We start from the raw sequence: 22,791 nt of genomic DNA on the forward strand, positions 1-22,791 counted from the left end.
TTCTTCCTTGAATTGAGTAGAGCCTGTTCAACTTATAAAGGTTCGGAAAACCTCACCCCTCAGAGCGGGATAGCCACAAACATCAGCAATGCACCACATGAATTTCTCGTGATCATGCGGTTCCTCTCAGTTAGCCGTTTATAACCGGAGAAGTCGTATTTTATCATACCTTGTTTATAGAGGCTCTTGAGGAGGAGGCCAACGCTATTCGCAACGTGGAACCAAGGGTACACGTCAAACTGGAGAGAGGAGTGATAACTGGAGCGGGAGATTCCTACGCAGCATGCCTGGCCATAGAGGGAATAAGTAAGGGAAAATTTAGATGCGTCGACCCGTATGACCTACTGGAGTGGGATCCTCCGGCATCTCTGGTTATAGTGTCGGTTTCAGGAAAACCCGTAGTTTATCAATGGTTACTAGAAAAATTTAGAGGTAGGAGCAAGATTTACGTGGTCACGGCCAACCCGAGATCGAGGATTGCGGAGCAGGCTGATGAGATCGTGGATATACCCTACACGCCCAAGTTACAACTTCCAGGAACCCTCTCCTTCTTCTCCACCCTCAAAACCCTATACGGACTGGCCGGGATTGAGGAAAAGGTAGAGCAGGGTAAACCTCTTCCTTTAGGCCATGAACCATTCTTCGTGGGAAAGTCCGGGAACTACGGGATTGCCTACTTTGCCTCTCTGAAGATGTCAGAGATCTTTGGCGAAATCAGTAGGGCAGAGAGGTTTGAGCAATTCCTCCACTCTCCAATATTTTCCACCAAGGACAGGAGGGTAATACTTCTCTCCTCCGGTGATGATAGGGAGAGAAAACTCTTGAGCGAAGTGGATAACTTATCCTTAACCGAATGCACTACCCTGCTGTGTAACGCTGAGTCCGTGATCCTATCCGTAATCCAAGAAATGAGGAGGAGAGGATGGGACAGAATCTATTACCTCGAGAACAAAAATATCTTAAGGGCCAGTTCCAACATGATATATTAGGTGCGTGAAATGACCGATGAGGTAGACTTAACGAAGCAATCGGGAGGTTGTGGGGCAAACTCTCCTGCAGTTACCTTGATGAAATTCTGGTTAGAAACTGGAGGTAACAGAGATATCAAGGTGTTCGCCACACCCGGTGTACAGGCTGACCAAGTTGATATGTGGGCCATGGCCATGAGCGACCAAGGGGTAAAGATACTCAAGAAGGAAAATGAAGACGGAAAGGTCGTGTACATAATACACTTACCGTGATAATCATGAATTATCTTAAAATAGGTGAGGTCACCGGTATTGCACTCCTTTTCATATCTGCAATTATCTATATACTAGGAGATCCTCTGCTCAGACTCATCTCCTACCAGGGACCCATTCTGGCAGGAGGGTTGCTCGGCTGGTATGTGCTGCATAGCTCTACACCCAACGAGAAATATGTGGAGGATCAGGATGGGGAGAGGGTTCCAGTAACCTCGGTCCTGCTGAGAGGAAAAGCGTGGCTCCTTATTATCATTGGGGTTTTACTCATGATCCCGTGGTTTACTCCTCAGATCTATACAGTGGCGCTACATCAGCAGATAATATTCGTGATGTCCTTCATCTTTCAGTTTATTGGAGGATTTATAGTTGGTTATGTTATACCTTCCCTGAGGTTCATGGAGAAATTTATTCTATATTCACTTGGATTTGGAGCGGATCTGTTCTTTGTCCTTCTACTTTACATTTACTCCAATCTCTTTGAGGTGTCTCAGACAGTTCTTCTGAACAACGTGCTGATCCTAGTTTATGGAGTGAAGCTATTAGAGGGTATAATGTTCGGGGTCTACATTGTGAGAAGGATTAACGCAATTTAAGTAAACATAGCTCTTGGATCAACACGATGTCAGTTTTATACTCCAGCAAATAGTAGTTCAGAGATGAAGGGAAGAGTTGTTCTGGTTGGCGCTGGACCTGGTGACCCAGGACTCATCACCGTGAAGGGGCTACAGCTTCTGAGCTCCTGTGATGTTGTGGTATACGACAGGTTGGTCTCCGAGGATTTACTTAAATTCGCCAGGAAAGACGCTGAGCTCATATATGCAGGGAAAAACCTTGGCGAATCGTATAACCAGTCCCTGATAAATGAAATACTCCTTCAGAAGGCCAGGGAGGGTAAATTCGTAGTAAGATTGAAAGGTGGAGATCCGTACGTGTTTGGGAGGGGAGAGGAGGAATGCTCTTTCCTGACAGAAAGGGGAATTGATTGCGAAGTTGTCCCGGGAGTTACCAGCGCCATAGCAGCTCCGGCCTATGCAGGAATCCCTGTAACATCAAGGTGGTTTTCCTCGGGATTCTGCGTACTTACGGGATCCAAGGCCGATGGCTCCAGTATAGATCCGGACTATATTCCCAGGAAGGGAACCCTCGTGATTATGATGGGAATATCCAAGATAGATGAGGTGAAGAAAGCCATTCTTGGGATTAGGGATCCGAGGGAACCTGTTGCCATTATAGAGAAGGGAACCACTCCTTCCCAAAGGGTTGTGGAGTGCACATTGGAAAGACTGGATTACTGCGTTAAGGAAAACAACGTCTCATCCCCAGCCGTTATAATTGTGGGAGAAGTGGTAAAGTTAAGAAATAAATTGTGGAACTACCACAATGTCTTAGGCTGAAAAATTTGAAGGACCCCGTGTGTGGAGAGGAAGTTTCAGCATCTACTTATACATACACGTACAAGGGTAAAACATACTATTTCTGTAGCCCCATGTGCATGGCGGAGTTTAAAAAGAGACCTGAGAAGTACTTGAAACAAGGTACATGAAAAACATTTATACGTTGTGGATCATTGGGTTATATGTACCCGCCAAAGTTCGGTTATGTTATACCCGACTCGATAGATGAGGCAAATGAGTTTCTGGAAAAGCATGAAGATGCCAAGGCACTTGCTGGTGGCCATAGCCTGATTCCCATGTTAAAACTCAGGATACTCAGGCCCTCATATCTAGTGGAGTTGAAGGGTTTGAAAGACCTTCGTTTCATCAAGAGGGAAGACGGTAAGATAAGGATCGGCGCGCTTACTACACATTATGAGATTGTGAAGGCTAACCTGCCCTTGTTGAGCGAGGCCGGAGCCACTGTAGCTGATCCCCAGGTCAGGAACATGGGTACCATAGGAGGAGTAATATCTCATCTGGATCCGGCTGCTGACTATCCCGCTTCCCTGATTGCAATGGATGCTGTGGTGAGGATTAAGGGTACCAGGGGGGAAAGGGAGGAACCCTTCAGGGATTTCGCAAAGGACATGTTTTCCCCAGATCTAAATCCTGGAGAGTTGGTGAAGGAGGTTGTGATACCTGACTTCAACGGGTATTCCTTTGCCTACAAGAAGCTGGAAAGGAGGGCAGGAGATTACGCCATAGTGGGGGTAGCCGTTCTCCTGAAGAAGGAGGCAGGGATAGTTAAGGATGTCAGGATAGGCCTCACTGCCGTCAACAATAAGGCGGTAAGAGCTACTGAGGCGGAGAAAATACTTCTAGATAGGTCACCGGATGAGAAGCTTATAGAGGAGGCAGCAGAGAAGGCTATGAGTTACGCTAACCCCACCTCGGATATAAGAGGAAGCGCTGAATACAAGAAAAAGATGACAAAGGTTATGACCAAGAGAGCTTTACAAGATGCGTTGAAGAGGTGAACAGAATGAAGGTGTACGAGAAAGATCAAAAGGTGAAGGTAACCTTCAAGGTTAATGGTAAGGAAGTGGAGACCGAAGTGGAACCCCGCAGACTACTTGTACATGTTCTGAGAGATCTAGGGTTCACCGGAGTACATATAGGTTGCGATACATCAAACTGCGGTGCATGTACGGTCCTCCTGAATGGAAAAAGCGTTAAGTCATGCACTCTTCTAGCTGTTGAGGCAGATAACTCGGAGATCACTACAATCGAGGGTCTAGCCAAGGACGGAAAGCTTCACCCAGTTCAGGAAGCGTTCTGGGATAAGCATGCTCTGCAGTGCGGTTACTGTACCCCTGGCATGATCATGCAGAGTGTCTGGCTCCTGAAAGAGAATCCTAACCCAACAGAGGAGGAAATAAGAGAAGGTATCTCTGGTAACCTTTGCAGATGTACCGGTTACCAGAACATCGTTGAGGCAATTAAGACAGCCGCCGAGAAACTTCGATTAGATCAGCCTCTGTATCAACGTCAATGAGCACTTCTTCCCCACACTCCACGAAACACAGATCCGACCTTTTTTTGAGAATGTTCTTAGCTCCCACGTCACCGGTGAGGTTATCCACCTGATCAAATAACTTTTTTGAGAGAAGGACAGGATTACCCCATTCTCCTTCATGTACAGGAACCACTGCACTACATGAAGGAGAAAAGTGGTTCAATATTTTGGAGATCGTATCCTTAGTTATGAGGGGCATATCCCCCAGAACAACCAGCACGCCTTCGGAGTCCCTGAAGTAGCGTATTCCCAACTTAAGGGATGTGGATATTCCATTTTTCCAGTAGGGGTTATACAGTATTATCTCGTCTGGGAACTGGGCAATAATTTCTGGTGCATACTTTCCCGCAACTATCACCCTTTCCCGAGGTAAAGCGTTCAGCACCAATCCCAGTACGGGGACATCCTTTATCTTGGCCAATAACTTGTTTCCCCTGAACCTAGACCCCTCTCCTCCTGCAAGAACAAGTATCCCTATCACGTTCACATGTATGCTATGTTCTTTATTATATCTTGAATAACTGATGGAGTAACTATCTTCTTCAGAATGTCCTCCAGTACGGCAGATCTAAACTCCGGTTTATTAACTAAATTCCTTGACTCATATTCTAGTTTCCCTGAATCGGCGACCCTCTTTATTAGCTCATCAGCCAGTTCATCGAAGTTCATCCCATTAACTATCTCGCTCCACCTGCTGGATTTCTCCTCCAGAGAGAACTGATTATTTACTAATTTGTTAAAATAGTTTTTCAGTTCAGTATTACGGCTTAGCTTCTGTATTAGGGTATTCGTGAATTTCTTCCTTATAACAGGGACTGATAGGAGGACGAAATATGACTTACCCCCTAGGCTCCATGAGTTCGCCCTATCTGCAACTTCATCAGCTGACAGTAGAATCGCGTTCTTAAGCGCCTCCCTGAACGTGTCTATTATCTCCTCCTCATTAACTTCCATGTTCATTTCCTCAACAGGCCTCCTTGTAGACTCAAGCCTAGCAAAAGACCCATATACAGAGGTTGTATTGAATTTCCAAGTGGAAAATGGACAAATAGTGAGAACTTTCTTGCTCTTAATTTGCACGAGCTTACCGTGATACGTAGTGAAATAGGATCCAGCACATTCCTTGTCCTCCCCTGAATATCCTAGTTTTCGAGCCCAACAACCTACATGTACTGTTCCATTCACTTTATCCTTGAAGAGTTCATATGCAAGAACTCCCTGTTCACCACTCAGCTTATTGTAAACGTATAGCCCCTCTGGACAGAGGAAATACACTCCTTTCAACCCCTGTTTCTCCTTCATTTCCTTAATTCTCATGACGTCTGCCTTGGCTCCTTCAACATCTCCAGCGATCAGTTTATCAAAACCACAGCATGATCCATCCACCACCTTAACTCTTGGAGAGTAATCGTTGAGCTCTTCTCCTTTATCTAGCAAAAATTGCAAAAATCCTTCAATTCCTTGCATGTCATACTTGGCTGCACATCCAGCGAAGAGCATGACGGGGGGTCTATTCTTATACTTACTATCCACCATCTTTTCCATTTCCTTAATTCTAAAAGAGACCTGAGGGGTATCTATGGGCGTCACTGTTTTTTTCTCCTTGAGTTTGGGTAGAGCTTCCGTCACGCTGGAAATATTCACACCAACGGGGCATGCATCTTGGCATTCCATGCACCCGAAACAGGGTTCAAAATTAACCTCCCCTGTGAAAAGCCTGCTGAATTTCCCTGGAGGTGACCTCGAGTAGTCCTGGGTTGTCCTGTAAGCTAAACAGGAATCCAGGCATTTACCGCAGTTTACACACTTCAGGGCCTCTAGATATTCGGCCTTGATGGGGTTGGCGTATTTTGGAATCTTTATATCCTTATCAAACTTATTGAGTATTGTTTTCTCTATCTCTGAATATCCCTGGAGGTTGGGAAAGGGGACCACAGAAGGATTCTTTTTAAGGAAGGAGAATAGATCGTCAATTTCGTCCTTAGAAATGGAACCGCACTTCACAACCTGCCTAGATGGTGAGTTGTAGTTAATGACGTAACCCACAGCCCACTCCACGTTGGGTACATCCACAACCTTCTCGAACCGCAGGCAAATAGGTATCTTGTTATTACCCAGTAACTTTTCCATCAACGAAGAAATTTCGTTTATCAGTTTGGCCGTATCGACTGAGCCGTTTCTTTTCTCGAGCAATCCAGAGTAAATTGATGGGACGTAGTAAACTTCCTCTCCATCTCTGATAATACCTGTCCACGAGAATTTTGATTCCTCTGATGTCTCCACTAGCTCTCCATAGTTCACTGTCAAGAGTGAAACAGTGAACTTATCCTTGAACTCGTGGACTATTTTTTTATAGTTAACAAAACCGAACTTGTAACTACCAAATCCTGAACCGTTTGTTGCAACGAATCCGCCGACGCTTCCCATTAGATACATGGGAAATAGGGCCGGGTATAGATTATCTCTAGACAGCCTGTCAAGAAGCTCCTTGAAGGTGATACCGGATGGCACGTCCAACTTTGAGAAAGTTCCCCTGTTCTCCACAACCCTGTAGACGCTTCCATCCTCAAACTTGGATGGGGCCATGGAAACCCTGGGGTTGAGGTACTGTAATATGGAACCCGACATGGAGGTTCCCCTGCCTATAATAACCTCCTTCTCCTCAGTTATCATCTGCTTCTTTATGGGTTCCAACCCCATAACAGCAATGGCCCTACTGAAGATGGAAGCGTCTAATAGCATTTAGGTGATCTAGAAGTTAGAACATTTAAATATATTTACCTTAAATCACCTAATGGTTGACGTAGTAATACCTATCAGTGTTTCCGGTGTCTGGCGTCCCTTCATCTCTGAGAGAGCTGAACAGTCAGGCTCCGTGGGAATTACGGTGATACTGGAGCCCTACTCCTTCGCTAGGGTGACACAAGGGGAAGGAGTGTATCTCAATGGAAATCTAGTAAAAATGAAAAATATAGAATATCTAGAGGCCAGAATGGGCAAGGTAAGGGTAGAGATGGAGAGCGGAGTACCCCTGGGATTCGGATACGGAATGAGTGCCTCCATAAGTCTGGCATACGCCTTAGGTGCGTCACAGATAAAGGGCTTGGAACTGGAGCATGCGGTACTCATGGCCCATGAAAGTGAGGTCATTTCGGGGAACGGACTGGGAGACGTGGTCTCCCAGTTTTTTGGTAGAAACATAGTTTACAGGGAGAGACCTGGATTTCCGCCCCACGGAAAAATAAGGATCCTCGACATATCCTCTGAGGACATCTACTCGAAACCGCTGGAGATGCTCCCCACGAAGTCCATACTTCAGCCTCTTGATATTTCGTTAGTCCTAATTGACGAATTCCTAAGCAATCCCTCCCTGATAAAGTTCTTTGAAGTGTCAAGAAAATTTACAGAGGCACTAGGGTTCAGAAGTCCCTATCCGAACTCCTTCAGAAAGAAGGGACTAATACTTAAATTGGGGAAACCGGAGTCCGACACATGGATAAAACACAGGATCGCAAGTCGAGGAGCGTACGTGGAATAGTGCCGGAAAATCATCCCAGAAGAGAGTCCATACTAATTAGGGAGAGACTGGTGGAAGCGCTTGATAAAGACGTGGTTGTTCCCCAAGGATTGATTGCACAGGGTAGAGGTGAGTGCTTTGATTACCTCATAGGGGAGAGAACCAGGGATTTCGCGGAGAGGGCTATCCTGGAGGCAGCGGTTCTTTTGGTGGAGGCAAAGAACCCCGTGATTTCGGTCAATGGCAACGTAGCTGCGCTTGTACCAAGGGAGATAGTAGAACTGGCTGATACTATTCCGGCTAAACTTGAGGTAAACCTCTTTTACAGGGATGAGACGAGGGAGAGGGCAATAGAGAAAGTCCTGCGGGATGCTGGAGCAAAGGAGGTCCTCGGTGTGGGAGAGGATGCCTCGGAGACCATCCCAGAGCTGTTCAGCGAGAGGAGAAGGGTGAGCAGGAGGGGAATATTCTCCGCTGACGTGGTCCTGCTGGGCCTCGAGGATGGTGACAGGACGGAGGCGCTCGTGAGAATGGGGAAGAAAGTGATAGCCATAGACCTTAACCCGCTTTCTAGGACTTCCCTAACTGCTAACGTGACAATTGTGGACAATGTGACAAGGGCGATACCAGCCTTGAGGAACAAGATTTTAGAGGTGAAGGGATTGAGAGAAGATGAAAGGAAGAAAATTCTGACGAGTTACAATAACAGGGAAATCCTGAAAAGCGCAATGAGGTTCATGGCTGATAGGTTATCTCAGCTCTCTCTTGACTTGTAGTTTTCCTTCCCAGGGAATTTCCCAGTTCTCACGTCATCAACGTATCTTTTAACCGCCTCCCTGATTTCAGTCTTCAGGTCAAGGTATTTCCTTGAGAAGTAAGGTTGAATATCCCCCATACCCAGCAGGTCATGAATAACTAGCACTTGGCCGTCGCAGTAAGGACCGGCACCTATACAGATGGTGGGCACGGATACCCTTTCAGTTATCTTTCTGGCTATTTCCGCATAAACGTTCTCAATCACTATGGAAAAGACGCCCGCCTCTTCCAGAGCCAGAGCATCTGAGATGAGCCTGGACTCGTCCTTCACAGTCCTGTACCCACCGAGGGTCAGATATCTCTGAGGTGTGAGACCTATATGACCCATGACGGGGACACCAAACTTCACTATGTTGGCAACCCTGTCATATACTTCAACTCCCCCTTCAAGCTTCACCGCGTCGGCTCCCTCGCTGGCTAGTATCCCGGCATTCTTTACTGCAACCTCGTTGGATGGTTCATAGCTCATGAAGGGCATATCCACCACTACTAATTGCCTCGGTGACGCCCTCACGACTGCCCTAGTATGGTGTACCATGTGATCCATGGTGACCTGAAGCGTTGACGGAAAACCCAGGACGTTCATTCCCAGGGAGTCTCCCACCAGAAACCCGTCAATTTCACTCTCCCCCAATATCTTTGCCATGGAGTAATCGTAGACTGTCAGCATGGTTATCTTTTCTCTCCCCTTCTTTTTCAGGAAATCCCGAATAGTTAATTTTTGCATTGCTGTTCCTTGCTATTCTGGAGGCCAACGTTAAAATTTTCTTGATCCTGGTGGTAATGTCCTTGGTTTCTTCGAACTGGACCGATCTCCTATATACGTCTAGGAGGAGGGGAAGATCCTCAAAAGCAATTTTCCTGAAAATTGCCCTATCCACGTCACTCTTAACACCCCTCTGTAGGAGGGAATGAAGCTTCCTCTCCAGATCCTCCAGCCCAAGGCTCATGGCCTGGGTCCTTATCAGGACTATTTCTGGATCTTCCTCTCCCTGATCCAGGGACTCCCTGACCGATTCAAGGTCTATGAACCGCCACCAGTGCTGGTTGCTTGACTTATAGGACGTCTCAATAATTCCGTAATCCCTTTCCAACGCCCTCAATATCATCTTGGGTTCAAAATCGTAACCCAACTCCAACAATCTGGATGTCAAGGTCCTATAATCGAAGTCCCCTACCTCTCCCCTACCCCTCTCATCAACTATGGAGATAGCTACCCTCAAAATTATGGATGCCTTATCGTACTTCAGCAGAGCCTCAGTTAGCCTATCCTTGATTCCCCCTATCAATAAACACACTCTTGAAAACATTATTATTAGTTCAATCCACTTTCAATAGTGTATGATCGTGGACCATCCAGCGGTGAGTGTTACAGCATTGTACAAGAGTGTGGGACGAAAGATGATCCTCAACGGTCTTAGTTTCGATGTCGAGGAGGGAGAGGTCTTTGGGATTATTGGGCCCAACGGCGCGGGTAAGACCACAACGCTTAGGGTACTCAGCGGGATCATCACAAGTTACTCTGGTGACGTCAAGGTATTTGGGGAGAGTCCCAGGTCAGCAAGAATGAAGGGTTACATATCTTACATGCCTGAAGATGCCTTTCCATACGATAGACTTACAGGAATAGAGAACCTAGAATTCTACGCGAGGATTTACTCCAGGGGTGACAGGAAACTTGAGGAGACCTTTCTGGAGAGAGGGGTGAAGATCGCGTCCCTGGGGAACAGGATTTACGATAGGGCTATGGAGTACAGCAGGGGTATGAAAAGACGTCTTATCATAGCCAGGACCCTTATGGTAAATCCCAGGCTGGCGATACTTGATGAGCCTACTTCCGCGCTGGATGTGGAGTCCTCCGTTAGAATAAGGGAAATGATCCGATCAATGAAGGGAAATACCACCCTGATCCTGTCCTCCCACAACCTTCTCGAGGTGGAATACATGTGTGACAGGGTCCTCATGATAAATAGCGGGAAGGGGATAAAGCTGGGCAGGCCTAAGGAAATAATTGAAGAGACCGGGACCAGGAACTTGGAAGAATCCTTCATAAAACTGGTGGGTGAGGGATGATGCTCTACGACCTTCTCAGAAAGGAATGGATAGACCTGAAAAGGGATAAGAAGATTCTCCTTGCCTCAATTCTCCTTCCCCTCTTCCTCCTCCCACTCATTGGCGTAATAATTTACGCGTCCGTGGCATCACAACCGCCCACAGTGGGGATAATAAATAACGACACTTCGAACAACGTGTACGTGAACGATCTGGCCAGTTATGTTAAAAGTCATGGTGGAGTGGTTTACGTTAACAACTTCAGTATTGTCCCTGATGTTGAGATAATTTTCCCTCCAGGCTTCGCGAATAACATCTCCAACATAGACAGGATCGCAGTAGTAAGGGAGGTAGTCCTTATCTCGTCCCAAAATAATGCCCAGACCATAGTGAACAACGGCCTCTATCAAATCCTGTACAATACGTCAATACAGAGGATCTCGTTCCTTGCCAATGAGAGCCACGTGAACGTTTCTCCCTCTGCCGTGAGGGAACCGCTGGAGGTCGAACTGGGTTACATTAAACCCAGTAAGCAAGCGGCCTCGAGCAGCACTGACAGACTGGGCCAACTGGCTAGGGTTATCTCGCTAATTCTCTTTCCAGCAGCCACACCGGTGATCTTTTTCTTAACTGACGGAGTACTGGGAGAAAAGGAGAGGAAAACCCTGGAATCCCTTCTCGCCTCTCCAATTTCTCCATTCCAGTTTATATCAGCTAAGTTGATAATTTCAATGGCCCTTGGGGCTATCTCGTCAATTGGCGACCTTGTGGGTTTAGTGGCCTTCTCCGTGTTTGCCCCCTTCATAGTGGGCGGAAATGCAGGGGTGACCCTAAGCTTCTCTCTTTCCGTAATCGTGGCATATCTACTCATGGTCCTGCTCACCGCATCGATCTCCCTCGTGTTACTGATCCTGATAGGCGGATCCCAGAGGAACGTTCAAATAATCAACTTCATAATCACGGGTTTCGGCATGCTTGCGTCGTTCTCCTCCCTTATCCTCAACTTCGGATCCCTGGGATCGCTCTCCTTCATTCTATTGATACCTTACGTTCAAATTGTGGGAGGCTTACTAGACGGGGTATTTGGTCTAACCCTGTCCATGATCTCCCTTTACCTGGGGACATTTGTGGCCTCCCTTATTCTTATCTTGATCTCGTCAAAGATACTAAACCCAGAAAGACTGCTTCTTAAGTGATGATAGGTTTTTAATTGTAAAGTAGTACATTAATGTATGGGTAGCCTAAAAGCATATGTGTTATTAATTACATCCATTGGGAAAGAAACAGAAGTTTTAAATGAATTAAAAAAACTTGAGGGGGTTAAGGACGGGACCGCAGTATATGGAGAATACGACGTTGTGGTAGAAATTGAAGGAAAGGATTTGGACGACATTAACAGGACAATCAGTCAGATTAGGAGAAACCCGAACATAATTAGAACTGTAACCCTTATTTCAATGTAATCAGCTTTTTTCTTTTCCTCATTGTTCAGAACGTCTCTGCTACATCACTTATTAGTATAAAGGGGACCCACCTATGCTCATCCTTCCCTGGAACCCAGGGTCACAATCCCATAGGCCCAGTAACTTATCGTGGACAAAATTAAAACGATTACTCCTCAGGTCTGATCTATCTCTACCTGCTCGTCCTCCTCTCCCTCTTCTATGACCTTCAATTTCCTTACCAGTTCCATTACAAGTAGATCAAGTTGTGCCACCCTAGCCTCCAGATAGGCCACTGACTCCTCAAGTTTCTCTGTATTTTCACTCCTAGAAGACTCTTGGTTGCCTCCCTCCATACCATTCTTTATGTAGAACTTAACAAGATCGGTAACCTGAATTCCCATATCCTCAGCTTTCCTCTTGAGCTCCTCGTACATCCACTCGGGAATGGAAAGGTGAATGGTTGGCACTGTATTTTCCTCTAATAAAAAGTATAGGGACTCCTATTATATTAATCTTGCTCATTAAGTACTCCTCTTGAAGTAGGAAGATGGTACTACCGCTACAGAATATACTTAAACCTTATCGATACAAGATATGTATTAGGTCTACAATGAGAGTAATTACATTCAAGGCAGAAGAAGATCTACTAGAGTTATTGGACAGGTATGCAATAAGGTATGGTCTCAACAGGAGTGAGGCCATAAGGAAAGCCATAGAGAAGATGGTAAAGGACGAGATGAGTAAGGAGACAGTTCCTGTTGCCAGAGTAGAGAGAATGAAGTTGTAAAAATTTAAGATTTGTATAAGTAAATTCCTTTCTTAAAATTATTTTCGTCTATCTCTCTTTCTGAGTAAACCTGGAGTCCCGTAAAGTTCAGGAAATCATCTGGTGGATCCAAGGGCATTAGGTGTCCCTTAACCCAGTAATGCAAGGGAATTACCACTGATGGGGAGATCTCCTTAACGAGCTGCGATGCCTCCTTTGCATCTATAGTTATTATCCCTCCCACAGGTAAGGCTAAGACATCAGCTGACAGGTTTTTGAGTAGACTCTCGCTTGGATATTCCCCTATATCCCCCATGTGAACAAAAGACAGATTCCCTCTCTTCACAATGTATATGCTTGTCTTACCGCGTGATTTACCGTTATTTCTATCATGATTAGCTTGGATTCCTTGAAGCGTAAAACCTGAAGATGTGAAAATTCCGACGAAACCGGTTCTTCTTTCCTTACTCTCCATTATTTGAAAGGCATTGTGGTCGTAATGATCATGGGTCATGAAGACATATTCGGCTCGCCTAATGCTGGGTTTAGCAAGGCCTATGCTTCCGCCATCGTGCGGGTCAATGACCAGAAGGTCATCCAAGGAAATCATTGAGTGTCCATGAAGTTTTATCATGAGGTGAAAAGTCTCTCAGGAGCTCAAAAATCTAGATGCTATCCTCTTGGCGTCCTCAGCGCTTACCCTGTGACCCGTGTCAGCCATCTTCTTTACCTCGTTCAGCACTACTTTCAATTTCTCGTCATCTAGATAAATGCCCTGGTCCTCAAGGATTTTCCTGAGTCCGTGTATTCCGCTGTGCTTACCCAGTGCAAGTCTCCTGAAATTACCTACCTCCTCAGGCGACATGGGTTCGTAGGTGAGTGGATTCTCTATAACTCCGTGCACGTGAATGCCCGCCTCGTGGCCAAAGGCATTGTCCCCCACTACGGCCTTGAAGAACGGAACAGGCACGCCAGTCAGTTCAGACACGAGTTTACTGGTATCATAAAGCAACCAGGGCTTGACCCCGACCTCGTAATCCAGTAGCTTCTTGAGTGCCATCACTACTTCCTCCAGTGAGGCGTTTCCTGCCCTTTCGCCTATACCGTTTACCGTAACGTGGACTTGCCTGGCACCACCCACCACTCCTGCTATGGAGTTGGCAGTGGCCAGACCAAAGTCATTGTGACAATGCACGCTTATGACCTTTCCGGAGGCTACTGAAACCACTTTTTTGATAAGCTCCTGAAACTTGAAGGGGTGCATCACCCCAACAGTATCAGGTATGTTTACCCTGTCAGCTCCTGCCTCCACTGCGGTTCTTACGGCCTGTAACAGGAACTCCTCCTCTGTCCTAGTAGCGTCCTCAGGACTGTACTCCACTATAAGACCGTGTGATTTTGCATACCTAACAGATTCGTAAATTCTATCTATAACCTGATCCCTTGTCATCTTTAGTTTGTATTTCAAATGCACATCCGAGGTTGCAATGAAGACGTGAATACTGGAAAGACCTGCCTCTATGCCTTTATCAATGTCACCCTTGTTAGCTCTAGCCAGCCCCGTAACCTCGACTGAGTCTCCTACCTCCTCAATAATCTTCTTGGTTGCAATAAACTCTCCCTCGGACGAAGCCGGGAACCCGGCCTCTATGACATCCACTCCAAGTCTTTGAAGCTGCCTTGCAATCCTTACCTTTTGATCAATGGTAAGATCTATTCCAGGTGCCTGCTCCCCATCACGTAAAGTTGTATCAAATATCCTGACTCTTCTAGTGGAGAACACTCATCCCTCTACCCACACTAATAAACGTCTCCCAATTTTTATAAATCTTTCCTAGTTAGGGTATGAATAATTTCTTTTGCTATGTTGAGTTTTCTTCTCTTGATGTGAGTCATGGGAACGTTACATCTTAGAAAGGGTTTAGAATACATGCCTATGTAGTCGGAATCAAAATCCATGGCGTAAAGCCTGATGGATCTCGCGTTAAAGGCCTTGGCAAGGACGAAGGCCCTATCTCCATCTGTGAATCCACCGTATAGCTTCAACCTCCCAAAGGGGTAAACCTGAGTGGTTCCTATCACGCTCTTCATCAGGTCGAGTTTCCAGTGAAAGGGGAGGTTATCTCCATGAGCGTGAACCACGTAGAGGGAATCTGGAAAGCTCATCAAGCCATCAAGGTCCGTGACAACTACGTCCGGTATTATACCCCTCTCAACTAGATAATTTGTGGCTCCGTCAGCCGAGACTATGACGTCCCCTCTCACTTCCTTGACGTTGCTTAAGGAAGGTCCAGCTCCGACTAGGGCTACATCCTTTCCATCCAGAATATTCGCGAGCCTGTACTCTAGGTCCTCCCTTATGCGCAAATTGAGCAAAAGAGATGAAATGTAGTCGGCCCTGACCGAGAAGCCAAATTGCCTTCTTACCTCGTCATAGAACCTGAGCCATCGGAATTGATCTTGAAATATATAATATCACCTTCCCTGGATATTTCCTTGATTTTATACTTGGTCCTTATTATAGGAAGGAAGGGACTATTCCTTGATATGGAGAACACCACTTCCTTTCCAAGGAGGTACTCCAGAGCCTCCAAGGGATTGCTGGAACAATCGAAATTATCTAGATCAATTGTGGAATCCATCGAATATCTCCCTCGTTTTATCGAAGAGTGAAGCGACCTTCTCAAGGAGGGGTTTAACCTCGGCTTGTCTTGCGGTGACCGATGGTGCCTTTGTTGGCGACTCGTTTAGATAAGTCATGGGTGTAATCTCCCTCCACGCTTCTTGAATCTCGGAAATCACTGCCTTGATGGGGTGGTCAATGTCCCTTGTTTCCGCCAGATAACCCAAAACGTCAACCGGTGAACCACTGGCGGTCACAACTCCATATAGGGAAAGCAACGTTGATGCCAGGTTTTCAAGGGTCTCCTTGCATCTCACCACTGTGTAGTAAAGGTCGCCGTCATTGAAGGCATCGGTGCTCTCCTTCAATGTCCTTGTAGCCCTCAAAAGATACTCCGAAGCAAGGGCGCTGTTATTCAAATCTCAACTACCTCCCCTTTCTTGATGTTTTTCACATCAATTAGCTTTTTCCCAAGGTAGTCCACCACTTTCCACTTCTCCTTGAAAATATTACTGGGATCATAAAGGATATATCCTGCAGATAGGATGCTGAGAACAATGGGGTAATGGTGACCGAGCTCATTGGGACTGATAACTATTCCTATGACTGAGGGATCGGAACCGCTCTCCGCGACCATTTTCCTGACCCTATCATGCTTTCTCTCCTTTTTATAGAAATATTGAAATATTTGCCCCCTGGCAAGGAACGATATTTGGTCCACGCCATCCAGAACTACCAACATTAATACTGGATCGTGGGGAAGGAATGCTAAGCCCCTTAGTTTCTCTTCGTAATGTTCCAAGATGGATTCGGATAAATCTGCAATAAATTCCCAAACGGTCATGTTTAAAGTCTTAAAGAAAGTGAAATAAAGTTATGGATTACTGGATTCAGCGCTACCAGTCATCAAGACCGTCCATGAAGATGGAGATCATAGAGGTGGACGTTCCGTGCAATTCCAAGTGTCTGGAAAGCACAGAGTTCAGGTCTTTACTGGAGAACGAGACCTTCAGATCCAGAATTGAGGTGGTGGATAGCCTCGTGGAACTTGTGAGGGAACAGGTTAGAACTCTCAAAAGGGAGATTCAGGGGAGGATGGGAGAGTTTGAAGGTGATCTGGACTCGCTTACATTCACCATCTATAGACTTGTGGAATACGGGGGCAATACCTCACTGGGGGAAAGGTTGACCTTTGAGGGAAGGACAATAGCTTCCGGGAGCTTTCAGGACCTGGTTAACGTGAATAAGCTCATCGAGAGGATAAGGACGGACACCGACATCAAGTCCATCTGTGACGAGATTAGATATTTAATAGAGGCCTTGTGGGAACACTTTGAGAAGAACATGGTGAAAATTCAATGAAGGTGAGAGTAGGTATAGAGGGTTTCTCCATAGATTCTGCTCATTACACACTTTCCTCCCCCAAGGATAATCAGCTTCACGGGCATACCTATCGGGTCACTGTAGAAGTTGAAGGGGAGGTTCACGAGGAGAACGGATTTGTGGTGGACTTCAACCAGTTGAGGGAGATGGTGAGAGACGCTATCTCCTCATGGGATCACAAGTTCATAGTTCCCAGAAAGGACATGGAGAAGATCAGTATAACGTCACCGTTCAAGGTGGAGGTGAAATTGATTGACGCTCCCTATCCCACGGTTGAATACATAGGTATGGAGATGGCTAAACAGATCTTTACTAAACTAGGAAATAATTTCAAAGTATTTGTGAAGATATATGAGGGATCGGACTCCTACGCCTTGATAGAGTACCCTTAACCTAATCCACTATCATCCTGAGGCCAATGGGATCTACCTTGTAACATGACTGGCAATGCCTCAAGATAGTAAGCGTGCCCTCCTCGGTCTTCAAACAGGCATCCTCTCCCCTATCAACCTTCGCCACAAACTGATCGAGGCTATCCTTGCATAAACTGTTAGTTATGGAAAAGTAACCGTTATATTCCCCTCTCCATACAGGTTTATCCCCCTGAAAGAGTATAATACCACCGTAGATCAGGGAATAACAAGGAATCGGACTATCGCACGATGAAATCCTCATGGTGTTGCGTATCCTATCCACCCACTCCCCTGAGTCCTGAAGGGGATAATGGGCTATGGAAACCCTGTAGCCTTCACTGTTCAGTACTGTTACTCTGGGCACTATAACTCTCAAGACCTATCCTCCTCACAAGCGGTTTATCTTGAACGTAGTTCTTGTCCAGATGACCCGCAATTTCGGCCTTTGCTAGTTCATAGCCTATGTAGAGTGCATGCTCAGGTGAGATCCCCTCAACCTCCCTGAGAAGCGTTCTTCCCACCAGGAGACCATCCTCTCCCTCAACTGAAGCCTCCTTCTTGCCCGTGAATGATACCACAATTCTCCTATCGTCAAGGACTATGTGTGCGAAGCCCGTTTTATCCATCTCTGGTTCCAGTTTCCTTGCAACCACTCTTTTCCCTTGAGGAGGAGTAACCTTCAATCTCCTCTTGTCCTTGAGGATGAGGAGGTCAATTCCGACATCCTTAGGAACCTTTCCCTGGGAATAGGCCACAGAAACCATCTTGGTAGCCTCCCTAAGCTCCCATGCGCTCCACCTAGTTTTACCCTTTTCCATGGTAAGTAAAATTGATACACCCAGTTCCATCCCCATCACTGCCAACAGTGAATTCACCCCATGGCTATCGGCATCAATTAACTCAGTCACGTTCAGTGTCCCCATCATAAGTGGAGTATCTGGTAGTACTGTCCTCAACTTCGCGTAGTCCATTATACTTTCGGTAAAGCCCATGAGAGGCGGGGAGAGAACCGGGTCGGCAATGAGCCTTTCAAAACCTTTGAGCCTAGCTCTCCTAACCAAGCTCACAGTCAACTCTGCTCTGTTCTCAGTGGAAAATGGTGCCACCACGAACGCGGAGTCCTTCCTGAGTTCCTCCAGTTTCTCAATATTCTCCTCGTTAAGATTGAAGACCAGGGTGGCTCCCTCTCTAACCCCCTCCCTCAACACATATGGCGAGTCGCTGTCAATTCCCACTACCGGAATTAGGTCTCTTACGGATTTTACCCTCCTCCTAACCTCATCTAGGTCGGAGAACCCAACGGGAAAGCCCACCACCACTCCGTCTACATACAGTTTGGCTCTCTCAATCTCATGGATCCATCTATCCAGTGGATGTGACGGGTCCAGCTCCAGAAGAAGTCGAAATGGTGGGGGACGGAGCGGAACCTTGAAGCCTACATCGAACACGTAATTGGCGTCAGCCTCCACCCTCTCCAAGATCTTTTTAGCGTCCTCAATCATGGATGTATTGAGGATTACATCAGCGGGATATATGGTGGATAATTCAACGCCATTCCTCAGTGCCTCTATCACCCTCACCACGTCCCAGGCGTTCTCCGTTCCCTTAAAGGTTTTAATTCCCAATTCCTTTTCTATAATCTTGGCATCACCGTAAACCAGTCCAGGCAAGATCAGATAGTCGTACCCGGATAGCGACTCCTTTCTAACCTTCAACCTTTCCAGGATATACCTGATGCTCATCAAGGATGCCACAGGATAATCCAGTGCTAGAATGGAAACCTCATCTCCCATGTTTTTAACTGCCTCTTCCAGGATGGGTTTGGCCAGTTTACCTGTAATTAGCAGTACTCTCATGATCCTTGAAGTTGATAGAATCGTGAGTTAAAATAAATGAGATTAAGTGAGCCCTTTCATCACGTGAGCCAATCTCACCACGTTTCCTGAAACTCTGTTTCCCACAACTCTATACAGGTGTTTAGACTGTTTTTATAAGAAAAAGTTTAAACAGGAGCGAAGACAACATTTAATATTTTGAGAGGTAGTTGAACTTTATGAGTCTCATTCCACGCTCAACTAATATTAACCCAAATGAGAAGTTCGATACCATCATCATTGGTCTTGGTCCAGCAGCCTATAGCGCTGCGCTCTATGCAGCTAGGTACATGCTGAAAACCCTGGTAATAGGGGAGACCCCGGGAGGTCAACTAACCGAGGCAGGCGAAGTGGATGACTATCTAGGCCTCATTGGAGTTCAAGCCTCGGAAATGATTAAGTTATTCAATGCCCATGTTGAGAAGTACAAAGTACCTGTTCTCATGGACAGGGTTGAGTCCTTCAGAAGGGAAGGAGAGGAATACGTGGTTAAGACAAAGAGAAAGGGAGAGTTCAGGGCTTCCACCCTGATCGTTGCAGTGGGCACAAAGAGGAGGAAGCTTAACGTTCCGGGAGAGAACGAGTTTACCGGAAGGGGCGTCTCCTACTGCTCTGTATGTGACGCTCCCCTTTTCAAGAACAAGCCTGTGGTGGTTGTGGGAGGAGGAAACTCTGCACTTGATGGAGCTGAATTACTAAGCAGATACGCCACTAAGGTCTACCTTGTCCATCGTAGAGATGAGTTTAGGGCTCAACCCATTATAGTGAAGCTGGTCAAGGAGAAGCCAAACGTTGAGTTAATACTTAACTCCGTGGTCAAGGAAATCAAGGGAGACAAGCTCGTCAGGAAGGTTGTGGTACAGAACCTCAAAACCGGTGAGATTAGGGAAATTGATGCAAACGGAATATTCGTGGAGATAGGGTTTGAGCCACCGACGGAGTTCGCTAAGATCAACGGACTGGAGGTGGATGAACAGGGTTACATAAAGGTGGACGAGTGGACAAGGACAAACCTTCCAGGTGTATTCGCAGCCGGAGATTGTACAGATAAGTGGATAGGATTTAGACAAGTGGCTACATCCACAGCCATGGGTGCAGTGGCCGCACATTCAGCTTATAACTATCTGAACGAAAGAAAAGGTAAAACATGATGAGAAATATCCTCGAAAAGATCTCAGCAGAGGCCACCAAGTATCTTAGGGAAATGAGTGGAAGGGAAGGAATAGACAGGGTCTTGGGAACTCATGGAGATGACACAACAAAGGTCATAGATAAGCTTGCGGAAGACTTTGTGCTGGAGAAGCTAAATGAGACAGGTATTTCAATGACCTATGTCACTGAGGAGACTGGTACCATAAGGAGAGAAGGGTCAGAGTACGTTGCGGTAATAGATCCCCTGGATGGAAGTACCAATTTCCTTAACGGCATAACCTGGGCTGCTGTATCAATCTCAGTCTACTCGTCTCAGGGAACCCCTGTGGCTGGCATAGTGGGTGAGATATTCTCTGGGAAGACTTACTCCTATGATGAAACTGGAGCGTACATAAATGGGAAGAGGGTAGAAAGTGTGCCTTCTCCTAAGCAGAGGATAGTTCTTCCCTACTTTGACAGGACTAAACTTAGGGAAATAACCCAAGTGCTTTCGTCCATAGAGGGAAATTACAAGACGAGGAACCTTGGCGCTGCGTCGTTGGACATGTTGCTGGTTTGTACAGGAAGAGCCTATCTCTTCCTGGACGTGAGAAACAAGCTCAGGAACGTGGACATTGCCTCATCACTGAACTTCTGCGAGAAGGTGAGTATACCACCCTTTAATCTTGAGGGAGATAGAATAAGTATCGATCTGAATAGGGTTTCAGTGATAAAGAACGTGCTGGTTACTCCTGATTCTTCGCTTTCTCAACGGATTTTATCAACGTGGAAGGCTTTACCTTCTTGAGAGACTCCATCAGGTCTTCCTTGGTTAACTTCCTCTCGGTCTGCCCCCTTATTATATCCTTGAGTACCCTAATTTTGGCTTCCCTGGCCAGTGCAGCCAAGTCTGCGCCGGTGTAATTCTCGGTAAGCTCCGCTACCTTCCTGCAATCCACCTCTTCGCAACTCTCCTTGCCCAGATATTTCTGCAGTATATCCAGTCTCTCTTCCAAGTTGGGAAGACCCATCCTTATAACAATGTCAAATCTACCTGGTCTGAGCAGTGCTGGGTCTATTACCTTTATCCTGTTAGTGGTACCAATAACGACTACTTCCTTCAGGTTTCTTATTCCATCCATCTCAGTCAACAGCTGATTCACGATCTTGGAAGATTCTCCGTTACCTCTCTGCGTTCTCCTAGAGGCGATTGCGTCGAGCTCGTCCAGCAGAATTATGGCCGGTCTATTCTCCCTTGCCCTGTTAAACACTTCCTTGATGGTAGCAACGGCCCCCTCATACCCCTTGTACATGATCTCTGCAACGCTAACTGAAATCAACTTAACGTCCAAGGTCTTCGCCAACGCCTTCGCCATCATGGTCTTCCCTACGCCTGGTGGACCATAGAGCAGGAGCCCCCTGATGGGTGGAACCCTCATCTGCTCCATTAGCCTAGCATACTTTAACTGGAGTTCAAGAAGTTCCTTAAGTTCCTGTTTTACCTTGGTGTAGCCACCAATGTCGTCCAAGGTTATCTTGTCCTCTCCTTCCTTCGCGTCCTCTGATTTCCTAGATCTTCTTTCGTAATCCAGCCTGAATTTTTCGAATTCCTCAAGCATCTGAAGAGTGATACTGGGCTTGTACCTCTGAATGATCTCCGTGAAGTCCTGCATGGTTATTTTCCTCTCAGTCTTACTCTCCAGGGCCTCTACAGCCACTTTTCTTGCTGCCTCCTGGCAAATGTTAGCTAGGTCCGCCCCGCTATACCTTTCCGTCATCTCAGCTATCTTAGCTAAATCAACGTCAGGAGCAAGAGGCTTGCCTGCACAGTGAACCTTGAGTATCTCCAGTCTGGCCTGCTTGTTGGGAGGCCCTATAAAAATCAGTTTATCGAACCGGCCGGCCCTGAGCAACGCCTTATCCAGCGTCTGTGGTACGTTCGTGGAACCAACTATGATTACTCCATCGTCGCTGTGAAGCCCATCGATTTCAGAGAGCATCAAAGAAAGCAACCTGGGAGTGACTGAATCCCCGCTGTGGGTTTCCCTTCTTACGCCAATGGTATCTATCTCATCAAAGAAGAGAATGCATGGAGAGTTCTTTCTGGCATTGGCGAACAATTCCTTGAGCCTAGCCTCACTTTCCCCGTACCATTTGCTCATTATATCACTGACGTTCACATAGATGAAGTTCAGTTTGGCCTCGCCAGCAAGAGCCCTCATCATGAGGGTTTTACCACAACCTGGTGGACCGAAAAGTAACACGCCCTTGGGGGGCCTGAGCCCATAGGTCTTGGCTATATCCTTGTTCTTAAGGGGAAATTCGATGTACTCTCTTATCTCCTTTTTTACGTCCTCGTAGCCTCCAATGTCGTCCCAGGAAGCTTTTCTCTCCTCCTCCTCTTTCTTCTTGGATTTCATCTGAACCTGCGACGCTCTGTCACTGGTGGTGAAATTGGTAGTAAATCTTTTAAATAGACCCATAAGTATGTAGACTATAATACCAAGTGCTATAAAAAGAATTAGCATCGTCTCGATATAGCTCATTAAGATATTTCTGTCACAGGCATATATAA

Annotated in this window: 31 protein-coding genes; 17 read left to right on the forward strand and 14 right to left on the reverse strand. The window is 46.4% G+C overall.

Translation table 11 applies throughout. The annotated features are described in order from the left end of the window. The first annotated feature begins 170 nt into the window (after positions 1–170). The 7 genes from L3N51_RS03260 (at position 171) to cutC (ending at position 4,175) form a co-directional block, all read left to right on the forward strand. A complete protein-coding gene (locus tag L3N51_RS03260) occupies positions 171–989 on the forward strand; it encodes a hypothetical protein (RefSeq protein ID WP_238025425.1) in 819 nt (272 codons plus the stop codon). 9 nt (positions 990–998) lie between these two features. Beyond that, a complete protein-coding gene (locus L3N51_RS03265; RefSeq protein WP_238025426.1) occupies positions 999–1,241 on the forward strand; it encodes a hypothetical protein in 243 nt (80 codons plus the stop codon). Positions 1,242–1,246: 5 nt separating this feature from the next. Then, the gene (locus L3N51_RS03270) at positions 1,247–1,837 is read left to right on the forward strand and encodes a hypothetical protein (protein WP_238025427.1); all 591 of its coding nucleotides are present in this window, start codon (positions 1,247–1,249) and stop codon (positions 1,835–1,837) included. A gap of 63 nt (positions 1,838–1,900) precedes the next feature. Then, entirely contained in the window at positions 1,901–2,638 is a 738-nt protein-coding gene (cobA, locus tag L3N51_RS03275; RefSeq protein ID WP_238025428.1) for a uroporphyrinogen-III C-methyltransferase, read from the forward strand. A 17-nt stretch (positions 2,639–2,655) separates the two neighbouring features. After that, positions 2,656–2,787 carry a YHS domain-containing protein gene (locus L3N51_RS03280; RefSeq protein ID WP_425597987.1) on the forward strand — a complete coding sequence of 44 codons (132 nt, stop codon included), beginning with the start codon at positions 2,656–2,658 and terminating at the stop codon, positions 2,785–2,787. A 33-nt stretch (positions 2,788–2,820) separates the two neighbouring features. Beyond that, positions 2,821–3,657 carry a glyceraldehyde dehydrogenase subunit beta gene (cutB, locus tag L3N51_RS03285; protein ID WP_238025429.1) on the forward strand — a complete coding sequence of 279 codons (837 nt, stop codon included), beginning with the start codon at positions 2,821–2,823 and terminating at the stop codon, positions 3,655–3,657. A 5-nt stretch (positions 3,658–3,662) separates the two neighbouring features. Then, on the forward strand, positions 3,663–4,175 hold the full coding sequence (gene cutC, locus L3N51_RS03290) for a glyceraldehyde dehydrogenase subunit gamma (protein WP_238025430.1): 513 nt from the start codon (positions 3,663–3,665) through the stop codon (positions 4,173–4,175). On the opposite strand, the gene L3N51_RS03295 is transcribed toward cutC, so the two are convergent. After that, positions 4,120–4,683 (reverse strand): nucleotidyltransferase family protein, encoded by a 564-nt coding sequence (locus L3N51_RS03295; protein ID WP_238025431.1) that lies wholly within the window; start codon positions 4,681–4,683, stop codon positions 4,120–4,122. The genes cutC and L3N51_RS03295 overlap by 56 nt on opposite strands. After that, entirely contained in the window at positions 4,680–6,938 is a 2,259-nt protein-coding gene (locus L3N51_RS03300; protein ID WP_238025432.1) for a 4Fe-4S dicluster domain-containing protein, read from the reverse strand. The genes L3N51_RS03295 and L3N51_RS03300 overlap by 4 nt, the downstream gene beginning before the upstream one ends. A gap of 52 nt (positions 6,939–6,990) precedes the next feature. On the opposite strand from L3N51_RS03300, the gene L3N51_RS03305 reads away from it, so the two are divergent. Both L3N51_RS03305 and L3N51_RS03310 read left to right on the forward strand, forming a co-directional pair. After that, the gene (locus tag L3N51_RS03305) at positions 6,991–7,734 is read left to right on the forward strand and encodes a GHMP kinase (RefSeq protein WP_238025433.1); all 744 of its coding nucleotides are present in this window, start codon (positions 6,991–6,993) and stop codon (positions 7,732–7,734) included. After that, entirely contained in the window at positions 7,689–8,489 is an 801-nt protein-coding gene (locus L3N51_RS03310; RefSeq protein ID WP_238025434.1) for a 4-phosphopantoate--beta-alanine ligase, read from the forward strand. Before L3N51_RS03305 ends, L3N51_RS03310 begins: the two co-directional genes overlap by 46 nt. Here the strand turns inward: L3N51_RS03310 and panB are convergent. Then, positions 8,468–9,256, reverse strand: coding sequence for a 3-methyl-2-oxobutanoate hydroxymethyltransferase (gene panB, locus L3N51_RS03315; RefSeq protein WP_238025437.1), 789 nt, complete (start codon positions 9,254–9,256; stop codon positions 8,468–8,470). The two genes, L3N51_RS03310 and panB, sit on opposite strands and share 22 nt — an antisense overlap. Further along, a complete protein-coding gene (locus tag L3N51_RS03320) occupies positions 9,150–9,827 on the reverse strand; it encodes a hypothetical protein (RefSeq protein ID WP_238025639.1) in 678 nt (225 codons plus the stop codon). Before L3N51_RS03320 ends, panB begins: the two co-directional genes overlap by 107 nt. 43 nt (positions 9,828–9,870) lie before the next feature. On the opposite strand from L3N51_RS03320, the gene L3N51_RS03325 reads away from it, so the two are divergent. The 3 genes from L3N51_RS03325 to L3N51_RS03335 are packed head-to-tail and all read left to right on the forward strand — an operon-like array spanning position 9,871 to position 12,044. Beyond that, positions 9,871–10,602 (forward strand): ABC transporter ATP-binding protein, encoded by a 732-nt coding sequence (locus tag L3N51_RS03325; RefSeq protein ID WP_238025439.1) that lies wholly within the window; start codon positions 9,871–9,873, stop codon positions 10,600–10,602. After that, positions 10,599–11,777: an ABC transporter permease gene (locus L3N51_RS03330; RefSeq protein WP_238025442.1), complete on the forward strand. Its 1,179-nt coding sequence runs from the start codon at positions 10,599–10,601 to the stop codon at positions 11,775–11,777. The genes L3N51_RS03325 and L3N51_RS03330 overlap by 4 nt, the downstream gene beginning before the upstream one ends. Before the next feature lie 36 nt (positions 11,778–11,813). Further along, positions 11,814–12,044, forward strand: a complete 231-nt coding sequence (locus L3N51_RS03335; protein WP_238025446.1) for an Lrp/AsnC ligand binding domain-containing protein — start codon at positions 11,814–11,816, stop codon at positions 12,042–12,044. Between the two features lie 155 nt (positions 12,045–12,199). On the opposite strand, the gene L3N51_RS03340 is transcribed toward L3N51_RS03335, so the two are convergent. Then, a complete protein-coding gene (locus L3N51_RS03340) occupies positions 12,200–12,493 on the reverse strand; it encodes a hypothetical protein (protein ID WP_238025447.1) in 294 nt (97 codons plus the stop codon). 143 nt (positions 12,494–12,636) lie between these two features. On the opposite strand from L3N51_RS03340, the gene L3N51_RS03345 reads away from it, so the two are divergent. Further along, positions 12,637–12,813: a ribbon-helix-helix protein, CopG family gene (locus L3N51_RS03345; RefSeq protein WP_012020583.1), complete on the forward strand. Its 177-nt coding sequence runs from the start codon at positions 12,637–12,639 to the stop codon at positions 12,811–12,813. 4 nt (positions 12,814–12,817) lie between these two features. On the opposite strand, the gene L3N51_RS03350 is transcribed toward L3N51_RS03345, so the two are convergent. Genes L3N51_RS03350 through L3N51_RS03375 form a run of 6 tightly spaced genes read right to left on the reverse strand, consistent with a single transcriptional unit; the run spans position 12,818 to position 16,259 of the window. Continuing rightward, entirely contained in the window at positions 12,818–13,402 is a 585-nt protein-coding gene (locus L3N51_RS03350; RefSeq protein WP_238025640.1) for an MBL fold metallo-hydrolase, read from the reverse strand. A 39-nt stretch (positions 13,403–13,441) separates the two neighbouring features. Further along, positions 13,442–14,575 (reverse strand): isopropylmalate synthase, encoded by a 1,134-nt coding sequence (locus L3N51_RS03355; protein WP_238025454.1) that lies wholly within the window; start codon positions 14,573–14,575, stop codon positions 13,442–13,444. 38 nt (positions 14,576–14,613) lie between these two features. Next, the gene (locus tag L3N51_RS03360; RefSeq protein WP_428846154.1) at positions 14,614–15,261 is read right to left on the reverse strand and encodes a 6-hydroxymethylpterin diphosphokinase MptE-like protein; all 648 of its coding nucleotides are present in this window, start codon (positions 15,259–15,261) and stop codon (positions 14,614–14,616) included. Continuing rightward, a complete protein-coding gene (locus tag L3N51_RS03365) occupies positions 15,216–15,434 on the reverse strand; it encodes a hypothetical protein (RefSeq protein ID WP_238025456.1) in 219 nt (72 codons plus the stop codon). The genes L3N51_RS03360 and L3N51_RS03365 overlap by 46 nt, the downstream gene beginning before the upstream one ends. Further along, positions 15,418–15,834 carry a HEPN domain-containing protein gene (locus L3N51_RS03370; RefSeq protein ID WP_238025459.1) on the reverse strand — a complete coding sequence of 139 codons (417 nt, stop codon included), beginning with the start codon at positions 15,832–15,834 and terminating at the stop codon, positions 15,418–15,420. Before L3N51_RS03370 ends, L3N51_RS03365 begins: the two co-directional genes overlap by 17 nt. Then, a complete protein-coding gene (locus L3N51_RS03375) occupies positions 15,831–16,259 on the reverse strand; it encodes a hypothetical protein (protein ID WP_238025461.1) in 429 nt (142 codons plus the stop codon). Before L3N51_RS03375 ends, L3N51_RS03370 begins: the two co-directional genes overlap by 4 nt. Positions 16,260–16,291: 32 nt before the next feature. Here L3N51_RS03375 and L3N51_RS03380 point away from each other — a divergent pair, with 32 nt between their 5' ends. Then, positions 16,292–16,777, forward strand: coding sequence for a hypothetical protein (locus L3N51_RS03380; RefSeq protein ID WP_238025463.1), 486 nt, complete (start codon positions 16,292–16,294; stop codon positions 16,775–16,777). Then, positions 16,774–17,190 carry a 6-pyruvoyl trahydropterin synthase family protein gene (locus tag L3N51_RS03385; RefSeq protein ID WP_238025465.1) on the forward strand — a complete coding sequence of 139 codons (417 nt, stop codon included), beginning with the start codon at positions 16,774–16,776 and terminating at the stop codon, positions 17,188–17,190. The genes L3N51_RS03380 and L3N51_RS03385 overlap by 4 nt, the downstream gene beginning before the upstream one ends. A gap of 1 nt (position 17,191) precedes the next feature. On the opposite strand, the gene L3N51_RS03390 is transcribed toward L3N51_RS03385, so the two are convergent. After that, a complete protein-coding gene (locus L3N51_RS03390) occupies positions 17,192–17,587 on the reverse strand; it encodes a hypothetical protein (protein ID WP_238025466.1) in 396 nt (131 codons plus the stop codon). Beyond that, positions 17,547–19,067: a dihydropteroate synthase-like protein gene (locus tag L3N51_RS03395; protein ID WP_238025470.1), complete on the reverse strand. Its 1,521-nt coding sequence runs from the start codon at positions 19,065–19,067 to the stop codon at positions 17,547–17,549. The genes L3N51_RS03390 and L3N51_RS03395 overlap by 41 nt, the downstream gene beginning before the upstream one ends. Positions 19,068–19,264: 197 nt before the next feature. On the opposite strand from L3N51_RS03395, the gene trxB reads away from it, so the two are divergent. Both trxB and L3N51_RS03405 read left to right on the forward strand, forming a co-directional pair. After that, positions 19,265–20,236, forward strand: a complete 972-nt coding sequence (trxB, locus tag L3N51_RS03400; RefSeq protein WP_238025472.1) for a thioredoxin-disulfide reductase — start codon at positions 19,265–19,267, stop codon at positions 20,234–20,236. Next, positions 20,236–21,024 (forward strand): inositol monophosphatase family protein, encoded by a 789-nt coding sequence (locus tag L3N51_RS03405; RefSeq protein ID WP_238025473.1) that lies wholly within the window; start codon positions 20,236–20,238, stop codon positions 21,022–21,024. Before trxB ends, L3N51_RS03405 begins: the two co-directional genes overlap by 1 nt. On the opposite strand, the gene L3N51_RS03410 is transcribed toward L3N51_RS03405, so the two are convergent. Further along, positions 20,963–22,762, reverse strand: a complete 1,800-nt coding sequence (locus tag L3N51_RS03410; protein ID WP_238025474.1) for an AAA family ATPase — start codon at positions 22,760–22,762, stop codon at positions 20,963–20,965. The genes L3N51_RS03405 and L3N51_RS03410 overlap by 62 nt on opposite strands. Between the last annotated feature and the right edge of the window lie 29 nt (positions 22,763–22,791).

Origin of the sequence: Metallosphaera javensis (ex Hofmann et al. 2022) (assembly GCF_022064045.1) — an archaeon.
GTDB lineage: Archaea > Thermoproteota > Thermoprotei_A > Sulfolobales > Sulfolobaceae > Metallosphaera > Metallosphaera javensis.

Coding starts and splice junctions, on each gene's coding strand:
- L3N51_RS03270 (WP_238025427.1), top strand. CDS start 1,247: ATGAATTATCTTAAAATAGGTGAGGTCACCGGTATTGCACTCCTTTTC.
- L3N51_RS03310 (WP_238025434.1), top strand. CDS start 7,689: ATGGATAAAACACAGGATCGCAAGTCGAGGAGCGTACGTGGAATAGTG.
- cutB (WP_238025429.1), top strand. CDS start 2,821: ATGTACCCGCCAAAGTTCGGTTATGTTATACCCGACTCGATAGATGAG.
- L3N51_RS03350 (WP_238025640.1), bottom strand. CDS start 13,402: ATGATTTCCTTGGATGACCTTCTGGTCATTGACCCGCACGATGGCGGA.
- L3N51_RS03385 (WP_238025465.1), top strand. CDS start 16,774: ATGAAGGTGAGAGTAGGTATAGAGGGTTTCTCCATAGATTCTGCTCAT.
- L3N51_RS03410 (WP_238025474.1), bottom strand. CDS start 22,762: ATGAGCTATATCGAGACGATGCTAATTCTTTTTATAGCACTTGGTATT.
- L3N51_RS03335 (WP_238025446.1), top strand. CDS start 11,814: ATGGGTAGCCTAAAAGCATATGTGTTATTAATTACATCCATTGGGAAA.
- L3N51_RS03305 (WP_238025433.1), top strand. CDS start 6,991: ATGGTTGACGTAGTAATACCTATCAGTGTTTCCGGTGTCTGGCGTCCC.
- L3N51_RS03330 (WP_238025442.1), top strand. CDS start 10,599: ATGATGCTCTACGACCTTCTCAGAAAGGAATGGATAGACCTGAAAAGG.
- L3N51_RS03300 (WP_238025432.1), bottom strand. CDS start 6,938: ATGCTATTAGACGCTTCCATCTTCAGTAGGGCCATTGCTGTTATGGGG.
- L3N51_RS03365 (WP_238025456.1), bottom strand. CDS start 15,434: ATGGATTCCACAATTGATCTAGATAATTTCGATTGTTCCAGCAATCCC.
- cobA (WP_238025428.1), top strand. CDS start 1,901: ATGAAGGGAAGAGTTGTTCTGGTTGGCGCTGGACCTGGTGACCCAGGA.
- L3N51_RS03345 (WP_012020583.1), top strand. CDS start 12,637: ATGAGAGTAATTACATTCAAGGCAGAAGAAGATCTACTAGAGTTATTG.
- panB (WP_238025437.1), bottom strand. CDS start 9,256: ATGCAAAAATTAACTATTCGGGATTTCCTGAAAAAGAAGGGGAGAGAA.
- L3N51_RS03325 (WP_238025439.1), top strand. CDS start 9,871: ATGATCGTGGACCATCCAGCGGTGAGTGTTACAGCATTGTACAAGAGT.
- L3N51_RS03405 (WP_238025473.1), top strand. CDS start 20,236: ATGAGAAATATCCTCGAAAAGATCTCAGCAGAGGCCACCAAGTATCTT.
- L3N51_RS03375 (WP_238025461.1), bottom strand. CDS start 16,259: ATGACCGTTTGGGAATTTATTGCAGATTTATCCGAATCCATCTTGGAA.
- L3N51_RS03265 (WP_238025426.1), top strand. CDS start 999: ATGACCGATGAGGTAGACTTAACGAAGCAATCGGGAGGTTGTGGGGCA.
- L3N51_RS03395 (WP_238025470.1), bottom strand. CDS start 19,067: ATGAGAGTACTGCTAATTACAGGTAAACTGGCCAAACCCATCCTGGAA.
- L3N51_RS03380 (WP_238025463.1), top strand. CDS start 16,292: ATGGATTACTGGATTCAGCGCTACCAGTCATCAAGACCGTCCATGAAG.
- cutC (WP_238025430.1), top strand. CDS start 3,663: ATGAAGGTGTACGAGAAAGATCAAAAGGTGAAGGTAACCTTCAAGGTT.
- trxB (WP_238025472.1), top strand. CDS start 19,265: ATGAGTCTCATTCCACGCTCAACTAATATTAACCCAAATGAGAAGTTC.